This window comes from Fibrobacter sp., from assembly GCA_024399065.1.
GTDB lineage: Bacteria > Fibrobacterota > Fibrobacteria > Fibrobacterales > Fibrobacteraceae > Fibrobacter.
Map to the genome: position 1 here is coordinate 53,492 of JAKSIB010000006.1, position 16,662 is coordinate 70,153.

Below are 16,662 nucleotides of genomic sequence, written 5' to 3' on the forward strand. Positions count from 1 at the left end.
TGATTGGTTCTTTTCTTCAAAGAATCAAGTATATTTTCGTAGTATGGGAATCGTCAATAAAAAAGGCATGGCTTGTTGCGCCCTTTTAGGAAGCGCAGTCCTTTTGACGTTTTCTCTTTTGTCTTGTAGTAGCGATAATTTTGCAGAAGAGTCTATTTCCGAGATCGTTGTTCCCGGGGGTGGATCTTCTTCCGACCCGTCGCCTTTGGATTCCTTGAAGCATCCTTTTGTGGGTGGCCCTGTTATTTTTACGGAAGTGGATCCGATAAATTTGGATTACGAGGACCATGAAGGAGATGACGCGGGTTGGATTGAACTTTATAATACGACGTCGGAACCTGCGAATCTTACAGGAATGTACTTGACCAATTCTTTGAGTGAACCTCAAAAATGGAAATTGGGCAATGTTGTTGTTCCACCCCAGTCTTTTTTGCTCATTTATCTTTCTGAAAAGAATTATCCCGATTATGTTGCTCCGTCGGATACGGTAAATCTTGCAGGCAATGGTTGCTGGACATGGACGGATTCTCAGAACGAAGACCCTCCGGGCGAAAGTACTACGAAGAATTTGCCGGGAAAAAAGAACCTCTGCTTTACCGAAAATGGGATTCGCCGTTTTGGTGCCACAATGCAGTTTGGTGAAAATAAAGAACTAGGGTGGACTTCTATTTCTGATTTTGTGGGTGCTAAAAGTGGATCTGAATCCGATGTTGTAGACTTGTCCAATTCCAATGAAGTTCTTTTGAATGCCTACATTACCAAGGATCGCAAAATCTCGTTGCGATTGGTGCAGGCTGGCCTTGACGATTGGAAAGGATATGAAACGGTTTTGACGGGAACGGGGGATTCCTCTACTGTATACCGATTCTTGCTTCCGAAGGGAAAGAGCCTTCCGGACCTTGAAAATATTTATGGTACCCGATTCAGCCCAGAATCGAACGAACGTAAGGAAGTGACTTTCAAGGCTTTCTCCTACATTGCTCGTAATCGTGGGCATGAACCTCATGCATCCTTCAAAATAAAGAATGCTCCAGGCAGTCTTTATCTCATGAATGATGAGGGTGGCGTTGTGGCATTCGTCGATTACAAGGATGTTCCTGCGGGGAAAAGTTGGTCTTACGGTTTCTTTTCGGATAACTTGGCTGCGGGTGCGGATAATGTCGGCTGGGGTTATGCGGATCCGAGCCCCAATGCTCTTGCAACGAGTTTTGTGAATGGAATGCGTTCACCATCCCTTGATTCGTTGGTGGAATTCCCGCCTTCGGGTTTTTATTCTTCCGCCTTTGTGGTTTCCCTCCCGCCGGACCTGAGCATTCGTTGTGAAATGGGTGGCGCAGAACCCTCGCCGCAAAGCCCTTTGGTAACAAAGGTTGAGGTTTCTTCAACAAAGGTTGTCCGTTGTGCAAGTTTTGCTCCTGGGGCGGTTTCTGGCGAGGTTACGAATCGAACCTATGTGTTTGAAAAGGCTCCGACTTTGCCGGCTGTGTTCCTTACGGGTAATCCTAATTCTTTGTTTGACCCTGATACTGGAATTTATATGGAAGGCCCGAATGCGTCTTCCGCAGATCCGCACTATGGCGCCAATTATTGGGAAGACAAGGAACTTCCGATTTTTGTGGAACTGATCGAGACCGGTACGAATCAGCCGGCCTTTGCAGAAAATGCAGGGTTTAAAATTTTTGGCAATTATAGCAGGGCCAACGACAAAAAATCCGTGTCCATTACTTTTCGGGAAAAGTATGGAAATAAGCGATTAAAGTATCAACTTTTCCCTGAATTCCCCGAACTGAAAAAATTCAAGGTTTTTGTGCTGCGTAACAATGGCAGCAACTTTACCAATGACTATATCCGTGATATGCTGGCAAGTTCCATTAGCGAAGGCCTTGGTGTAGATTACCAGCGCGGCCGCGCTTCCGTTGTGTATTACAACGGCGAGTATTTTGGAATTCACAATATTCGTGAAAGGTCGACGGAGTACTACTTTGAAACCCATTATGGAATGGATCCGGATGACATTGACCTGCTGAAAGCCGACAATTCTGCAACAAACGGATCTTCTGTAGAATACCAGCAAATGATGGACTGGCTGGAATCCCACCACTTGGACAAAGAAGAAAATTACGCGAAAGTAGCCAGTCAAATTGATGTGAACAATTTCATGAATTATGTGCAGCTGGAAATGTTTGTGAATAATCGAGACTGGCCCAGCAATAATTTGAAGAAATGGCGTAATTCCAAGCAAAATACTCCTTGGAAATGGTTTATCTACGATACTGATTTCGGCTTAGGAAATACCTATAGCGAATACACGAACAATATTTTCGAGTTTGCAACAAATACCGAGGGCTCTGCAGATGGCTGGCCCAATGGACCCAACTCTACCTTGCTGCTTCGGAGGCTGTTGGAAAACTACAATTTCAGATTGGCTTTTATAAACAGGATGACAACCCTGTTGTCCATGAATTTTGAAACTTCTCGCGTCAATGCTAGGATAAATACTTTGATGTCCGCAATCTCTGCTGAGATATCCAGGGATCAAAAGCGCTGGGGGCATAGCAGTTCCCATATGGATCGTGAATTGAACGCCATCAGAACTTTTGTCAAGAATCGCCCTGGAGTTGTTGCTCGTGAAATGCAGGAATTTTTCAACCTGAGTGAAACAACTCCTATTACGTTGTCTGTAAATGGCGGAGGTTCCATTCTCGTTCATGACCTGCCGATAGACAAATATCCAATCACGGTAAATTTCTTTAAGGGAACCCCGGTTGTGGTTTCTGCTGAACCTAATCCTGGGAAAATCTGGATGGGGTGGGATGACGGTGTCGTGGATCCGGTTCGTGTGGTAGATCCTGGGGAAATCCCGTCTTTAACAGCCGTTTTCAAGTAGGCTTTAGGCCTTGTTTTGGGAAATTAACTAGATTTATATTACTATGAGTTTTAAAACTAATATTGTGTGCATTGGCGCGGGCTATGTCGGTGGCCCCACTATGACCGTTATTGCCGATAAGTGCCCCGATGTTAAAGTGACTGTTGTTGATATTAACCAGTCCCGTATTGATGCCTGGAATAGCGAAAACCTTCCGATCTTTGAACCGGGCTTGGATGATGTGGTGAGCCGTGCTCGCGGTCGCAACCTGTTTTTCAGCACTGACATCCCGGCTGCCATTAAGGAAGCGGACATTATTTTCGTGTCTGTGAATACCCCCACCAAGACATTCGGTCACGGTGCGGGCAAGGCTTCCGACCTCCAGTATTGGGAAAAGACTGCTCGTCAAATTTTGGACATTGCGGATGAAGGCAAGATTATCGTGGAAAAGTCCACCCTGCCTGTTCGTACCGCTGCCGCCATGGAACGAATCCTGAATTCCAACGACAAGGGACTTCACTTTGAAGTTCTCTCCAACCCGGAATTCCTGGCTGAAGGTACCGCAATTAATGACCTTTTCGAACCGGACCGCGTGCTCATTGGTAGCCACCAGACTGAATCCGGTCTTGCTGCTTGCCAGAAGTTGGTGGACGTCTATGCTCACTGGGTTCCCCGTGATCGCATCTTGACCACCAATCTTTGGAGTTCTGAACTTACCAAGCTGACGGCAAATGCATTCTTGGCTCAGCGTATTAGCTCCATCAATTCCATCAGCGCCCTCTGTGAACGTACTGGTGCTGATGTGAATGAAGTTGCTTTCGTCATGGGTAAGGACAAGCGTATCGGTCCCAAGTTCCTTAAGGCTTCCATCGGTTTCGGAGGTTCCTGCTTCAAGAAGGATATCCTGAACTTGGTATACCTGTGCGGCTACTATGGCCTTCCGGAAGTGGCTGACTACTGGGAAAGCGTTGTGAAGATCAACGAATGGCAGACTCACCGTGTGCTGGACCGAATGCTTGAAACCATGTTCAACACCATCGCAGGCAAGAAGATTGCCGTGTTTGGCTTTGCTTTCAAGGCTAATACCGGTGATACCCGTGAAAGTCCTGCTAACCTGGTCGTCCGTGATTTGCTGGCCGAACATGCACTGCCGGTTGTTACCGATCCGAAGGCCATCCCTGATGCCAAGCGCGACCTGAAGGATGTGCTGGAACAGGTTCAGTTTGAAGAAGACCCCTATAAGGCTGCGGAAGGTGCCCACGCTGTAGTAGTTTGTACTGAATGGAAGTGCTTTGCTGAATTGGATTGGAAACGTATTTACAGTTCTATGGCGAAGCCTGCATTTGTATTTGACGGACGTAACATTTTGGACGCCGAAGCCCTTCGCAAGATTGGCTTTGAAGTGACTAGCATTGGTAAAGGCAAAGCGGAGTAAAAATGGGTTTTGCTACTAAAACAGGAACTCCGGTTCCTTTGTCCGAAGCGCAGGTCCAGATCTGGAATGTATTCAAGGTTCTTAAGGACTATTTGGACAAACGTTCTGTGAAGTTCTATTTGTTGGGTGGCTCTCTGTTGGGTGCAGTTCGTCATCGTGGATTTATTCCGTGGGACGATGATATTGATATTGGTATTGAACGTAGCGAATACGAAGAGTTCCTGAAGGACATTGCAGACAACCTTCCTAGTCATCTGCAACTGCGCCATTATGGCGATAATACGGATCACCACTACTACTTCTCTCGTATTGTGGATACCCGTTTCTTTATGGAACGTAGCGGTAGCTTGGTGACTCGTAAGGAAAATGTCTGGGTGGATATATTCCCTCTGGATGGCATGCCCAACAATTTCCTCATGCGCAAGATTCATATGCTGCGCTTGCTGTGGGTTCGTGCCATGTACCATATTGCAAGTTTTGAAAAGGTGAATCTGAAACGTCCTCACCGTCCTCTTTCTGAACGCGTCGTGATTAAGTTTATTCAGCTTACTGGTTTCAAGGGTTGCAAGCCCTTTAAGTATTGGCTGGAAAAGCTGGATTCGCTTCTTAAGGAGTATCCCATTGAAAATAGCAACTGGGTTGTAAACTTCATGGGACAGTACAAGTTTAAGGAAATGTTCCCCAAGTCGTACTATGGCGAAGGCAAGATGTATGAATTCGAAGGAGAACAACTTCCTGGGCCTGAACATGCCGACAAGGTTCTGACGCAGATGTACGGCGACTACATGAAAGAGCCTGCCGATGCCGATAAGAATGTCCATGACGCCCGCCTGATCAAGGACGAAAAGTAATGGATGATTCCCTACGTCAGTTGCAATTGAAGGAACTGGAACTTCTCAAGTTATTCCAGAAAATTTGTGCTGACAACCACATCTCTTACTTTGCTTTGGGAGGAACCCTGCTGGGTGCAATCCGCCACAAGGGCTTCATTCCTTGGGATGATGATATTGATGTGGGCATTCCTCGTCCAGATTATGAACGTCTCTGCAAGATCTTGGAACAGGAATCCTTGGGTGAAAACATCCGTTTTCATTCCTTCCATAATAACGAAGAATACATTCGCTATTTTGGGCATCTTGAAGATACTAGCTTCAAAATTATCAGACACGATAAAATTAAGGCGGAAGAAACTTTCGCATGGATTGACTTGTTCCCGCTGGATGCCATGCCGAATAACGGACTCCTCCGCAAGTTACGTGTGTATCACGTCTTGTTGTTGAGAGCGATGTTCCGCTTCTCCGGCTTTGACCGCCTTGTTGACGTGAACAAGAAGGGACGTCCCCTTCATGAACGAATCCTGGTATGGATTGGTTTGCACACTCCTATCCAGAAATTCTTTAATACAAGAAAATGCCTTGCTCGTATGGAAAAGGTTTTGACCAGCACGCCCTACGAAAAGTCTGATTATCTTGTGAACGCCATGGGTGCCTACAAGTTCCGTGAAATGTTCCATAAAAAGTATTATGGCGAAGGCAAAATGTATCCCTTCGAAGATACCGAAATTCGCGGCCCTGTAGATTATGATTTTGTATGCACTCAGTTGTACGGTGATTACATGACTCCGCCGAAAGTTGATGATCGAAATCATCACGGTCTGGAAACCTTGTCTCAAAAGTAAGTGGTGGCTCTGATGTCGCCTCAGATTAGTGTTGTCATTCCCGTATATAATTCTGCAAAGTATTTGCGGGAGTGCCTTGATAGTGTTTGCAATCAAGGATTTGCCAACTGGGAAATTGTTGCTGTCGATGACGGCAGCGTTGATGAGTCTCCTGCAATCCTAGATGAATTTGCCGCCGCCGACAACCGTGTCCGAGTAATTCATAAAAAGAACGGAGGCGTTTCTGCAGCCCGTAATGATGGCCTTGCTGCTGCCGTTGGCAATTATGTCCTGTTTGTAGATTCCGATGACTGGTTGGAAGAGAACGCCTTGCAGCAGTATGCCGATGCCTTGGCTGATGATGTTGATGTTGTAATTACGGATCACTGGACATGGGCAGAGAATGGCTCGGAAAAAAGATTCACATTCTTTGCGAAGGATTTTGTCGCAGACGAGAAAACGCAAATTCAGGATTTGCAACGTACGGTACTGTATAGAGGATATTCTCCCTATCCGTCGTCCAGTTGCGGCTATATGTTCTCTGCGCTTTGGTCAAAACTAATTCGTCGAAAGTTGCTTGTGGAAAATGGAATTCAATTTTCCAGTACATTGAAACTATATGAAGACGGCCTTGTTGCCCTGCAGGTATTCCAATTTGCCAAAAAGGTTTGTTACAAAAGTGTCCCGACATATCACTATCGGATTTTGAACAATTCCCTTTGTCATGTCAATGAACAGCGCTTGGTAAAGGACTGCTCTAACATATTGGACGAAATACAAGTTTTCCTGAATAATCATGATAAAGAACGAGCCTTGGAAGGAGCTTTCTTGTCTAGAGCTCTTTTCTTGACCAAGAAGATGGCCTTGAGAAGCTTTTTCTGTAAAGGTGCCGAGGGGTCGTTCTTTAACCGTTACAAGACTTTTAAAGAAATACTTTTGTCCGTTCCTTACATCACGGCTGTAAAAAAAGCTGCAAGTTTGAAACTTTGCGGCAATGAAAAAAGTTACGGTAAGTTAATGAGCCACGGCCTGTTCTTTGTGACGGCTTTGATGTATGAGTTGCGTGCTAAGCTTCGTCGCTAACAATATCTTTGTTTTCGGCGTCGCAAACTTCTGCCGGAATTTCTTCAATATCATCGCTGACTTCGCAGTTGTTATCGTAGGCGATTTGCTTGTATTTCGAGATATATCCTAGCTGAACACCAGTAAATAGGAACAGGAACGACGAACTGTTTCCGATAGTACCTGAAAGTGTCAGGAATACTACTCCGCTAGCCATTAGCGCATAACCGCCACTGATGCCTTGCAGTTTGTTCCTGTAACGGAACAGCGATATGAACATCCACAGCAACAGGAGGTAGTAGGAAAACAATCCTAGGAAACCTCTGTCAATGAGCAGCGAGAATACAATGGATTCCAATCCGCCCATGTCGTTGCCGCTACTGTCGTATGCACGAGTGTCTTCACCGAAAATCACGTGAGATGTGTATTTGTTTCCGTTGCCAAGAATGGGGGAGTTGTAGATGGCTGCTACGGAGAAGAGCAACTGTGATGTTCTAAAATCTAGGGATGATCCGCCGTGGTCTGTATTTGTCTTGAAATTATCAAGTACCACGGTGACAAGTGCTGAAGATGCGAAAATCAGACAACCTGCAATGAAAATTTTCGCAAGAGGCTTGAGCTTCATGTAGATCAAGAAGGCGACGCCGAAAGCGATGCACAGCATTGATGTACGGGAACCGCAAAGTAGTGAGTTGAATGCCAGCAAGGCAAGTACGACAAGAATCTTGTTACGCTCTGAAGCCTCTCTTTGAATGTAGGGCACGAAAAACAGGAACAGACTCATGAGCAACGTTCCGAAAGCTGTTGGATGCTTTGTTGTAAAGCAAGTTCTGGTTCTCCAACTCTGTGCAAGACTCATGGTTGAGTTTAGATCGTGTGTACCTTCGTAATAGGGGAACGCTCCATTGATGATTCGGTAGGGAACGTTGTCTCCTAGGAAAGCTTCTGCAATGCCAAAGAAGCAGAGGACTAATACAAAAGGAATCAGTTTTTTTGCGAATTGATAAAGGTCTATTTTGCGGCCGCAAATGAAGGCTGCGTAAATGTAACCGAAGCCATCGATAATGTCGCGAACGCCATAGTACATGTCTTTGGAGGCCAACCCAGAATTGTATATGGCGGTAAATATGTAGCTGACAGCACTGATGAGTATGGGGATCAACAGCAGGTTGCTAAAAATACTCTTCTTGAAATTTTCTCTATCCTTGTAAAATTCAATGATAAAGAACGCGTATAAAAAAATGTGCTGCGGAGAAACGGACGGATTCTTGAAGAAAAGAGCTGTGGTTGGAAACAAGACGGTTCCCATGATCAATGCTAAAAATCTTCCCTGGGAATCCGTTAGGAACATGTAGGCCAACAGCCCAAAAAAGAATAGCAGAACGATATAGCTCATTTTCCCAAATATACAAATTGATAACAGAGGTTATCAAAGGTTTTGCGCCTCGGTTGTCAAAATCAACGAGTCAATCAATGAGGATTAATTTCCAAGTGGACGATCACGGGCGAGTGATCTGATGGGTAGCGCGTTCTCTCGCCGTCGTTGTACGTTGCATTTAGAATTTCATAGTGATTGATTTTGATTTGCGGTGCTACTAAAATATGATCAAAAGTCCATTCACTGGGACGTTCTGGGCTAAAGTAGTTGTAGCTTCCTTTTGAAGCGGCGACTTTTTTTGCAATGTTTTTCGCATCGTTCATTTTGATGCATGTTCCCAAATTTTGGTAGGATTCTGAACCAGCAACGAAGTTTAGGTCCCCGGCGAAAATGAATGGAGCGTCTCCTGCGATGGAGAGAATTTTTTTGTTCATCAACTTGGCGCTTTCGCTCTGGGCTTCCTTTCCATGGTAGTCAAAATGCACGTTGAATATGTACAGTGAATCTTGATTGAATTTCAGCTTTGCCCAAGTGCAGTAGCGGGCGTGCTTCGAATCCCAGCTTTTACTTTTCTTTTCGGGAGTCTTGGATAAATAGAATCTGCCGATGTCGGCGACTTCGAATATTCCCTTGCGCACGACGATGGGGTTGTATTCCATGGAGTCAGAAAGGATGATGTCGTAATCGGGAAGAAGTTCCATCAACTGCTTTAAACGGTAGGGGCTGCCTTCCTGAAGGCCCACGATATCAAAGTTATTAGCCTTGATGACATCGGCAATGGGACCTTTTCGTTTTTCCCAGGCGTCACCTTTTTCAACGTCTTTAGGGTCTTCCCAGCGGATGTTCCAGGTGGCGTAACGCAGTTCCTCTCCGTAGGAAAGTGTTGCCCACGAAAGTAGAACAAGGATGGTTGTCAGGATTTGTTTCATTTGTGGATGAATAATCCGCAGGCTTTGTCGATGACTCGATAAGCGAAACCGAGTCGCTTGTACATGAATGTGATGGCTCTGTACAATGCTGTTCTTTGAATTTTCACAGAAGTCAGGTCTGCGTTCACGTCTTGCACGGAACTGAAGGCCACCTTAGGGTTGGCCATGATGATGTCCAGTGCTTTGTGTGAATCGTTGAGGATTGTTTTTTGAACTTCCTTGTTGGCCAAGTCAAAGCAGGTCAGACCGAAACTTGCGTAGTAATGCATAATCTTGGCGTTGTGCAAGTACTTAAGGAAGGATGATCTACGGGTTGCCTGGCAGTTCCATGTACCATCGATTTCCTTGACGATTCCGTTTAGACGGACGTTGACTTCATTCAGCGCAGTCTGGTCATACACGACAGAATACTTTTCCAGAGTTTCTTTCCAGAGCTTATGCCATTCGTCAAAGAACTTTTGGGCATTGTCGGATTTCTTTACCCAAATAACGCCGCTGTTGAAATGCAAGTCTTGGTATCCGGAACTCCAGCCAAGCGGCTTTGCTCGCAGGTCATAGAAGTTCTTGTAGCTATTTTCGGAAATTCTCTGATGACGGTCAAGTACCATGCCTATGGAAATGTTGCCGTTTGCGTCGCCGCTGAAATCGGGTTTCAACTCGTCGCAAATTAATGTGTCTCCATCGATGAAGAGAAAATCCTCATCGATGTAGTTGTACATGGTGGTTTTCAAGAAACGAGAACGGTCTCGGTTGTTGTATTCTTCTGGGACCTTGATTTCTCGGATTTCTACGCCGAGGTTTTCATGGAAAGACCTTTTGCCCGTGAACGTTGCTATGGTTCCCTGGTCAACAATGATAACAACCTTGGCGTCATTATTGTACTTCAATAGGCTTTTAGCACTTATCATGGTTTGTTCATAATAAGTGTCTTTTTCGTTACTGACAAGAACATAGACGAAAGTCATGGGGAACTCTTTCATGAAAATTATTTGCTGATTTTTAAAAGTCTCTTCAAGAACTTTACCTTGTGTCTTGTGATTCTAAGATTGCCAAGGAATATGGAGAGATCTTTTAAACTCTTGCTCTGCTTAAAGTAGAGGAATGAACTTCGCACGTGACGATATTGCTGATCGGTGAAATCTGGATAAACGCCGTAGCTGTTTGCGAAATTTTCCTGTTCCAATAGAGATAAGATGTCTCTGCGGGACATGTTCTTTTTGAAAGTCTTGGAGGTCCAGCTGTCGTTGGATATGGACTTGCGATGGTCTGCGGCAACTAATGAGGAACAGCGAATCTTTCCATTGCAGAAACAAAGTAAAGACGTGAGTACGTCGCCATTGGTGTAATCCATGGCAAAATACTTTTGCTCAAGATCTGCAGGCATTTTTTGAATAATGTTCCTGTACATGCGAGTGCAGGTTTGGCCGAACATAATGCCTTTCTCAAAATCTTGAAGTGTGTAGTCCCTATCTTCCATGCTGGTGTAAGTGTTGAACCACTTTCTCCATATGGGATTGTCCTGGGCCATCGGGACTCCGTTGTCGTCTACAATGCGTACGTTGTGGCCAATGGCGAAGTAGTCGTCATGACTTTCAAGGAAGTTGGCCTGCATTTGCAGCTTGTTCGGATTTGTCCAGTAGTCATCGCCTTCGCATTCGGCAATGTACTTGCCTTTGAGGGGCGCGTTAGCGGCGCGAGTGAGAGAGCCGTCGTGCTTGGACCACTGATTTTCAGTCTGGTAAACCGGCTTTACAATGAGTGGGTATTTCTTTTCGTACTCGCGGAGGATTTCTGCGGTTCTATCCTTGGAGGCGTCGTCGTGGACGATGACCTCGAAAGGAAAATCAGTTTCCTGAATGAGGAAACCATCTAAAGTCTGGGCAATGTATTTTTCCTGATTGAATGCCAGGCATTTAACCGATACCAAGGGATGTTCGGTATCTAAGCTTTTCCACTTTGCAGTGATTTCTTCTTGAGTTTTGTTTAGCATGGCATTCAGGAGGATTGTTATTTAATCAAGGTGTTGACCTTTTCCAGTCTATTCAATGCAGTGTATAAGGTTTCGTCCTTCTTTGCAAAGTGCAGACGGATCAGGTGGCGCACATCTTCCTTGAAGAAGCAGGATGCAGGTACTGCGCCCACGCCGATTTTTTCTGCCAGGTCTACGCAGAAGTCAACGTCGCTCTTGTAACCGAATTTGCTGATGTCTGCAAGAACAAAGTAAGCGCCCTGGGGGTCGGTAAACTGGATGTCCAGATCCTTGAGACCTTGGGTGAAGATGTTCTTCATGTGGGTGTAGTGCTGCTGGAGCCCGATGTAGTAATCGTCACCGAAGTTGAGGCCAACCACAGTTGCTTCCATGAGGGGAGCTGCGGCGCCTACGGTCAGGAAGTCGTGGACTTTCTTGACGCGGTCGATGATGCGTTCGCTGGAAATCACGTAGCCCAAGCGCCAGCCTGTGATGGAGAAAGTCTTGGAGAGGGAAGAGCAAACCAGGGTGCGTTCTTCCATGCCCTTCAGGGTGGAAATGTGCTTGTGTACGTGGGGGGCGTAAATGATGTGTTCGTAGACTTCGTCGGTGATGACGTAGATGTCGTACTTGATGGCCAGATCTGCAATAATCTGCAGTTCCTGTTCTGTGAAAACCTTGCCGCTGGGGTTGGAAGGGTTGCACACCAGCAATGCCTTTACGCCTTCGGTGCTGATTGCCTTTTCCAGTTGGTCCACGTCGAAATTGAATTCCGGCGGATTTAGGGGAACATAGATGGGTTCCGTGCCGCAAAGGATGGTGTCGGCGATATAGTTTTCAAAGAAGGGGGAGAACAGAACCACCTTGTCTCCGGGATTCGTTACGGCCATCATGGCGGCCACCATAGCTTCGGTACTGCCGCAGGTAACCACCACGTTCTTCATGGGATCGATGTTCTGACCGGTGAAATGGCTCTGCTTTCGTGCCAAGGCTTCGCGGAAGTTGGGGGCACCCCAAGTGACTGCGTACTGGTGGGGACCTTCGTCAGCGACAGTTTTCAGGCGATCAGTGATTTCCTTGGGAGGATCGAAATCTGGAAAACCCTGGGAAAGATTGATGGCGCCGCAGTCCAAGGAAATGCGGGTCATTTGACGAATCATGGAATCGCTAAATCGAGAGGTTCTAGTACTTAAGTCTTTCATAATCTTGATGCTGTTTTCTGTTCGAAAAATTTTCCGTTAATTACATTTCTAATCCGAATTTTTCCTTGTACAATTCCTTGTAGGGAATTTCCGGGTAGAATACCAAATCATGCCAGTTGCCTCGCTTTTCTACGGGCGGGAATTCCATGTAGTTGCCGTAGTAGATTGTCATCAAGTCGTGATAACCTGCGGGAACGCGGATGGAGATGGACTCAAAAGGAATGTCCTTGTAAGAGTCAAAAATACTCTTCGGGAAAATATTCTTGGAAGGCGCGAATATGGTGGTCACAATGGTAGACCAGTAACCGGTATCCATATGGTTGTCGGCGGTGGCTTCCTTGTTGATTTCGTTCCATACGTCGATGGGCTTCATGTTCGGATCAAGGAAGTCCTTGATCTTCTGCAGGTCATTCTCGCTTTTCTGCGGATAATCCTTGCGCATGTAAGCTGAATTCTTCAAAATCAAGTTCTTGATCTTGTCCATGCGGGGCGCAATGTCTTCCATGGTGGCGTTGTCCAGAGGGAAAATGTCGATGTAGATGCCCTGATTGAACTTCGCGTGAGTAAAAGGTTTTACCACAACGGATGTGTTGGAATTGCGCAAACGCATAAAGGAGTATCCGTATTCCGGGTCCGTAACGGTGGACTGCAGGAAGTAGGGATCCTTGAATTCGCTAGCCAACTGATGCAACTTCTCGTAGTCTTCACGAGGCATGCAAATATCCAGATCGTCGTCCCAGGGGATGAAACCCTTGTGACGGACGCCGCCTAGGGTGGTTCCGCCATCGGTAAAGTAACGAAGGTTGTACTTGTTAAGGACTCTGGTTACTTCGCGGTACAGGTCCATTTCGATGGCCCATACTTTTTTCATTTCGGCAGAGACCAAATACTCATCGCGGACTTCCTCGTTCCAGAAATTTTCCGGGAGCCAACCTTCCTGCTTGATTCTTTCGATTTCGGTCATTTTGAAAAACCTGCCTTGAAAATCCTGTTAATGGGTCGCGAATTACCTTTAGAACTTGTCTGCAACGAAGAGGCCGCCGGCCATGGGCTCGCTTTGTGTCCCATCATCGTGCATGGCTGTCGTGACGTAGAGCTTTTCGCCAACGATGCACACGGAGGTGACGTTAAGGACGGGCATTTGCAACTCGCCGATTTTTTCGCCGTCCTGGTTGTACTTCTCTACGCGGGAACCGCCCCAGATGGCGATGTAAAGATTTCCCTGGTCGTCAATGTCCATTCCATCGGGATTGCCCTTGCCTTCGATAGATACGATGTACTTGTCAAAGGTGGCGTCGCCCTTTTCGTTGTAGATGTATCGGCCTACTTTACGGGTTGGGGTGTCGATGAAGAACATGTAGTTCTTGTAGAACCCGATACCGTTGGAAATGCTTGTGCCGTTGACAAGAACCTTGGCAGAGTTTCCATCGTGGCTGAACAAGGCGCACTGTTTTTCCTTAAAACACTTGTAGCCGGTAGTTCCCAAAAGCAGTCTACCCTTGGGATCTTTCTTGCCGTCGTTGTAGCGAATCTGCGGATCGCTGATCAAGTGGTAGAGGAAAGTTTCTTCGCCCGTAGAAATGCACAGACGGAAAACGCCTTCGTAGGCTGCGTAGATGATGTGGTCTTTGTCTTCAAAGACGGCGAATCCTACCTGGCCTCGGGTCTTGAATGTCTTTACATATTGCTCGTCAGGGTCGATGAGAAATATGCGTTCCTGTTCAATGGAAACGCACAAAACCGAATTCAGTTCCTTGCTAAAGGCGGGGCCTTCCAGCAAAGTAGACTGCGCATAGAAAACGAGTTTGGGGGTATTGGAACTCACCGCGGCAACCTGGGCTTTTGAAGTGTAGACTAGTCTTCGAACATGTCGATGCGAACCTTGTGCTTGCCGCCCATGAAGTCGGCTGCCAGGTAGGCGTCGGTAATTTGTTTGCAGAGTTCGAAGCTAATGATGCGAGCGCCCATGCAAAGTACGTTGGCGTCGTTATGGAGTCTGGTGAATTCTGCGGACTTGGTGTCGCCACAGACGGCTGCGCGGATGCCTTTCTGCTTGTTGGCCATCATGCTCATGCCGATGCCGGTGCCGCAAATAAGGATGCCTGTATCGACGCGGCCGCTGGTCACTTCTTCACAAACCTTCTTTGCATAGATGGGGTAGTCTACAGAATCGGTGGTGTCGGTGCCCACATTGACAACTTCGTAACCCTTGGATTCCAGGTACTGGATGAGGGGCTGCTTGTATTCTACGCCTGCGTGGTCTGCGCCAATGGCAATCTTCTTGATCATGGTTTGTCTCTCGAAAAAAATAGTTGCGGAACTTGCTTAATTAGGAGTTGAACAATTCTTCGTCACTGAACTTCATCAAGGACTTGCAAAGAGGAATATCTTCCTTGCGGGTGATCTTGATGTTGTTTGTAAAGCCCTTGGAGAAATAGATACGTTCCCCGTAGTAGGTGCAGACCAGGTCGGCATAGATGAAGTCATGCTTGTCTTCGGCTTCGGCCTTTTCGTACACGGTGCGGATAAGCTTGTAGTTGTATGCTTGGGGCGTCTGTACTCGCATAATGGAGGATCGGTCCAGTTCTTTGATGCCGCTCTTGCCGTCTTCGGTGAAAAGCACGGTCTCGTGGCAGGGAATGGCCAGGGAGGCATTGCCCTTTTCGTGGGAGACGCGGAGCATTTCGTCGATAGCCTGCTGGGGCAGGATAGGACGTGCCGCGTCATGGATGACCACCTGGTCGCCGTCTTCCAGCTTGTCCTTCAAGAAGAAGATGCCGTTGCGGGAAGAGTCGTGGCCTGTGGCTCCGCCTTCTACAATCCACTGCACCTTGGGAATTTTGAATTCGTCCAGGATTTCCTTGAGGTGTTCAATCCAGTCCTTGATGCAGACAATAAGAATTGCGTCAATGTTATCGTTCTGCTGGAACTTTTCCAACGTATGAACGATGACGGGCTTGTCTTTCAGGGAAAGAAACTGCTTGGGCATAGCGCCACCCATACGGGTGCCGGAACCGCCGGCCAAAATAATTGCTACGTGCTTCATTGAAAAATCCTATTAGGCCACGTCGATAGCGACCAGTTCCTTCATGAATAGTTCCATGTACTTCTTGTCCCAGATGGTGACTCGGAGGAAACCTGCGGAGTCGCCCTTGCCACAGAAAATCAGGATGCCGCGGTTCTTCAATTCTTCGGTGATTTCTTCGGCAGTCTTGTGCTTGGGCGTAATGCAGATGAAGCAACCCTGGGTGGGGATGAAGGAGTAGTTGGTTTCCTTGAGGGCGTTGAGCAAGTAGGCCTTGCCACCTTCAAACTTTTCGGAAAGTTCCTTAACCACACGGTCGTAGTTTGCCATCATTTCTTCGGCAACGGCCAATGCTACAGCGTTTACGGTGTAATGGGGCTTGTAGTTGCGGATGTACTGGGCGTTCTGTTCCGTAGAAATAACAACACCGATACGAAGACCCGGCATAGAGAGCATCTTGGAGAAGGTGCGCAGGATAATCAGGTTGTCGTATTCCTTCAAAAGCTCAATGGAAGTTTCCTTGTGGAACAGGTAGTAGGCTTCGTCCACGATGACCATGGCGCTGTGTTCCCTAGCCTTGTCCAGAACCTTGCGGATTTCAGTCTGGGTGTAGGCATTGCCGATGGGCATGTTGGGGTTCACGAGAGATACCAAACTGGTGTCGTCGTTAATTTCTGCCAGGAGCTTGTTAATGTCGAAGGTGTAATCTTTTTCGTAATGAACGAACTTGGTGTTCATCCCTTGCATATCGGCGTAAACTTTGTACATGCCGAATGTGGGGGTGACGCAAAGCAGGTCCTTGCCCGGTTCGCCAAAAACTTTGATCACGTAACCCATAGCCACGACGCTACCGTCAGTGAGGGCGATATTTTCTGCCTTCAGGCCAATTACCTTTGCATATTCCTCGGTAAGCTTGGATTCTTCGGGATAGATAGAAAGGTATTCAGGAGTCACCTTGCTCATGGCCTTGTCGAAGAGCCACTGGGGAATTCCATCAGGGTTCTCGTTCTGGTCTAGTCTTACGTACTTGCCGCGACCTTCAGGTTGGCCATAGCGGAAGAAATTCTTGATAATCGGATTAACGTAGTACATGGGGCTCCTGTTAAGCATCATTAGATGCGTATACAATTCACCTTCCA

15 protein-coding genes are annotated in these 16,662 nt (G+C 46.7%); 5 read left to right on the forward strand and 10 right to left on the reverse strand.

Annotated features, from left to right (window positions below; translation table 11 throughout):
* The first annotated feature begins 43 nt into the window (after positions 1 to 43).
* The 5 genes from MJZ25_04390 to MJZ25_04410 are packed head-to-tail and all read left to right on the forward strand — an operon-like array spanning position 44 to position 7,041.
* The gene (locus MJZ25_04390; GenBank protein MCQ2123405.1) at positions 44 to 2,887 is read left to right on the forward strand and encodes a CotH kinase family protein; all 2,844 of its coding nucleotides are present in this window, start codon (positions 44 to 46) and stop codon (positions 2,885 to 2,887) included.
* A 43-nt stretch (positions 2,888 to 2,930) separates the two neighbouring features.
* On the forward strand, positions 2,931 to 4,301 hold the full coding sequence (locus MJZ25_04395; protein MCQ2123406.1) for a nucleotide sugar dehydrogenase: 1,371 nt from the start codon (positions 2,931 to 2,933) through the stop codon (positions 4,299 to 4,301).
* Positions 4,302 to 4,303: 2 nt separating this feature from the next.
* The gene (locus tag MJZ25_04400; protein MCQ2123407.1) at positions 4,304 to 5,152 is read left to right on the forward strand and encodes a LicD family protein; all 849 of its coding nucleotides are present in this window, start codon (positions 4,304 to 4,306) and stop codon (positions 5,150 to 5,152) included.
* On the forward strand, positions 5,152 to 5,979 hold the full coding sequence (locus MJZ25_04405; protein ID MCQ2123408.1) for a LicD family protein: 828 nt from the start codon (positions 5,152 to 5,154) through the stop codon (positions 5,977 to 5,979). The genes MJZ25_04400 and MJZ25_04405 overlap by 1 nt, the downstream gene beginning before the upstream one ends.
* Positions 5,980 to 5,991: 12 nt before the next feature.
* Positions 5,992 to 7,041: a glycosyltransferase gene (locus tag MJZ25_04410; GenBank protein ID MCQ2123409.1), complete on the forward strand. Its 1,050-nt coding sequence runs from the start codon at positions 5,992 to 5,994 to the stop codon at positions 7,039 to 7,041.
* Here the strand turns inward: MJZ25_04410 and MJZ25_04415 are convergent.
* From MJZ25_04415 to MJZ25_04460, 10 genes are all read right to left on the reverse strand, one after another.
* Positions 7,025 to 8,416 (reverse strand): O-antigen ligase family protein, encoded by a 1,392-nt coding sequence (locus MJZ25_04415; protein ID MCQ2123410.1) that lies wholly within the window; start codon positions 8,414 to 8,416, stop codon positions 7,025 to 7,027. The two genes, MJZ25_04410 and MJZ25_04415, sit on opposite strands and share 17 nt — an antisense overlap.
* A gap of 74 nt (positions 8,417 to 8,490) precedes the next feature.
* Positions 8,491 to 9,327: an endonuclease/exonuclease/phosphatase family protein gene (locus MJZ25_04420; protein MCQ2123411.1), complete on the reverse strand. Its 837-nt coding sequence runs from the start codon at positions 9,325 to 9,327 to the stop codon at positions 8,491 to 8,493.
* Positions 9,324 to 10,292, reverse strand: a complete 969-nt coding sequence (locus MJZ25_04425; GenBank protein ID MCQ2123412.1) for a glycosyltransferase — start codon at positions 10,290 to 10,292, stop codon at positions 9,324 to 9,326. The genes MJZ25_04420 and MJZ25_04425 overlap by 4 nt, the downstream gene beginning before the upstream one ends.
* 20 nt (positions 10,293 to 10,312) lie before the next feature.
* Positions 10,313 to 11,317, reverse strand: a complete 1,005-nt coding sequence (locus MJZ25_04430) for a glycosyltransferase (protein MCQ2123413.1) — start codon at positions 11,315 to 11,317, stop codon at positions 10,313 to 10,315.
* A gap of 17 nt (positions 11,318 to 11,334) precedes the next feature.
* Complete coding sequence (locus MJZ25_04435; GenBank protein MCQ2123414.1) at positions 11,335 to 12,456, reverse strand: aminotransferase class I/II-fold pyridoxal phosphate-dependent enzyme; 1,122 nt, start codon at positions 12,454 to 12,456, stop codon at positions 11,335 to 11,337.
* 82 nt (positions 12,457 to 12,538) lie between these two features.
* Positions 12,539 to 13,462 (reverse strand): LicD family protein, encoded by a 924-nt coding sequence (locus tag MJZ25_04440; GenBank protein ID MCQ2123415.1) that lies wholly within the window; start codon positions 13,460 to 13,462, stop codon positions 12,539 to 12,541.
* Positions 13,463 to 13,510: 48 nt separating this feature from the next.
* Positions 13,511 to 14,323, reverse strand: coding sequence for an SMP-30/gluconolactonase/LRE family protein (locus MJZ25_04445; protein ID MCQ2123416.1), 813 nt, complete (start codon positions 14,321 to 14,323; stop codon positions 13,511 to 13,513).
* 29 nt (positions 14,324 to 14,352) lie between these two features.
* Positions 14,353 to 14,787, reverse strand: coding sequence for a ribose 5-phosphate isomerase B (rpiB, locus tag MJZ25_04450; GenBank protein ID MCQ2123417.1), 435 nt, complete (start codon positions 14,785 to 14,787; stop codon positions 14,353 to 14,355).
* Positions 14,788 to 14,827: 40 nt separating this feature from the next.
* Positions 14,828 to 15,544, reverse strand: coding sequence for a 2-C-methyl-D-erythritol 4-phosphate cytidylyltransferase (locus tag MJZ25_04455; GenBank protein ID MCQ2123418.1), 717 nt, complete (start codon positions 15,542 to 15,544; stop codon positions 14,828 to 14,830).
* Between the two features lie 12 nt (positions 15,545 to 15,556).
* On the reverse strand, positions 15,557 to 16,636 hold the full coding sequence (locus MJZ25_04460) for a histidinol-phosphate aminotransferase family protein (GenBank protein MCQ2123419.1): 1,080 nt from the start codon (positions 16,634 to 16,636) through the stop codon (positions 15,557 to 15,559).
* Between the last annotated feature and the right edge of the window lie 26 nt (positions 16,637 to 16,662).

Bases quoted from the DNA above. Each gene is read 5' to 3' on its own strand.
- MJZ25_04455 (MCQ2123418.1), bottom strand. From the start codon at position 15,544: ATGAAGCACGTAGCAATTATTTTGGCCGGCGGTTCCGGCACCCGTATG.
- MJZ25_04435 (MCQ2123414.1), bottom strand. From the start codon at position 12,456: ATGATTCGTCAAATGACCCGCATTTCCTTGGACTGCGGCGCCATCAAT.
- MJZ25_04425 (MCQ2123412.1), bottom strand. From the start codon at position 10,292: ATGACTTTCGTCTATGTTCTTGTCAGTAACGAAAAAGACACTTATTAT.
- MJZ25_04410 (MCQ2123409.1), top strand. From the start codon at position 5,992: ATGTCGCCTCAGATTAGTGTTGTCATTCCCGTATATAATTCTGCAAAG.
- MJZ25_04390 (MCQ2123405.1), top strand. From the start codon at position 44: ATGGGAATCGTCAATAAAAAAGGCATGGCTTGTTGCGCCCTTTTAGGA.
- MJZ25_04460 (MCQ2123419.1), bottom strand. From the start codon at position 16,636: ATGATGCTTAACAGGAGCCCCATGTACTACGTTAATCCGATTATCAAG.
- MJZ25_04400 (MCQ2123407.1), top strand. From the start codon at position 4,304: ATGGGTTTTGCTACTAAAACAGGAACTCCGGTTCCTTTGTCCGAAGCG.
- MJZ25_04405 (MCQ2123408.1), top strand. From the start codon at position 5,152: ATGGATGATTCCCTACGTCAGTTGCAATTGAAGGAACTGGAACTTCTC.
- rpiB (MCQ2123417.1), bottom strand. From the start codon at position 14,787: ATGATCAAGAAGATTGCCATTGGCGCAGACCACGCAGGCGTAGAATAC.
- MJZ25_04395 (MCQ2123406.1), top strand. From the start codon at position 2,931: ATGAGTTTTAAAACTAATATTGTGTGCATTGGCGCGGGCTATGTCGGT.
- MJZ25_04440 (MCQ2123415.1), bottom strand. From the start codon at position 13,462: ATGACCGAAATCGAAAGAATCAAGCAGGAAGGTTGGCTCCCGGAAAAT.
- MJZ25_04420 (MCQ2123411.1), bottom strand. From the start codon at position 9,327: ATGAAACAAATCCTGACAACCATCCTTGTTCTACTTTCGTGGGCAACA.
- MJZ25_04430 (MCQ2123413.1), bottom strand. From the start codon at position 11,317: ATGCTAAACAAAACTCAAGAAGAAATCACTGCAAAGTGGAAAAGCTTA.
- MJZ25_04415 (MCQ2123410.1), bottom strand. From the start codon at position 8,416: ATGAGCTATATCGTTCTGCTATTCTTTTTTGGGCTGTTGGCCTACATG.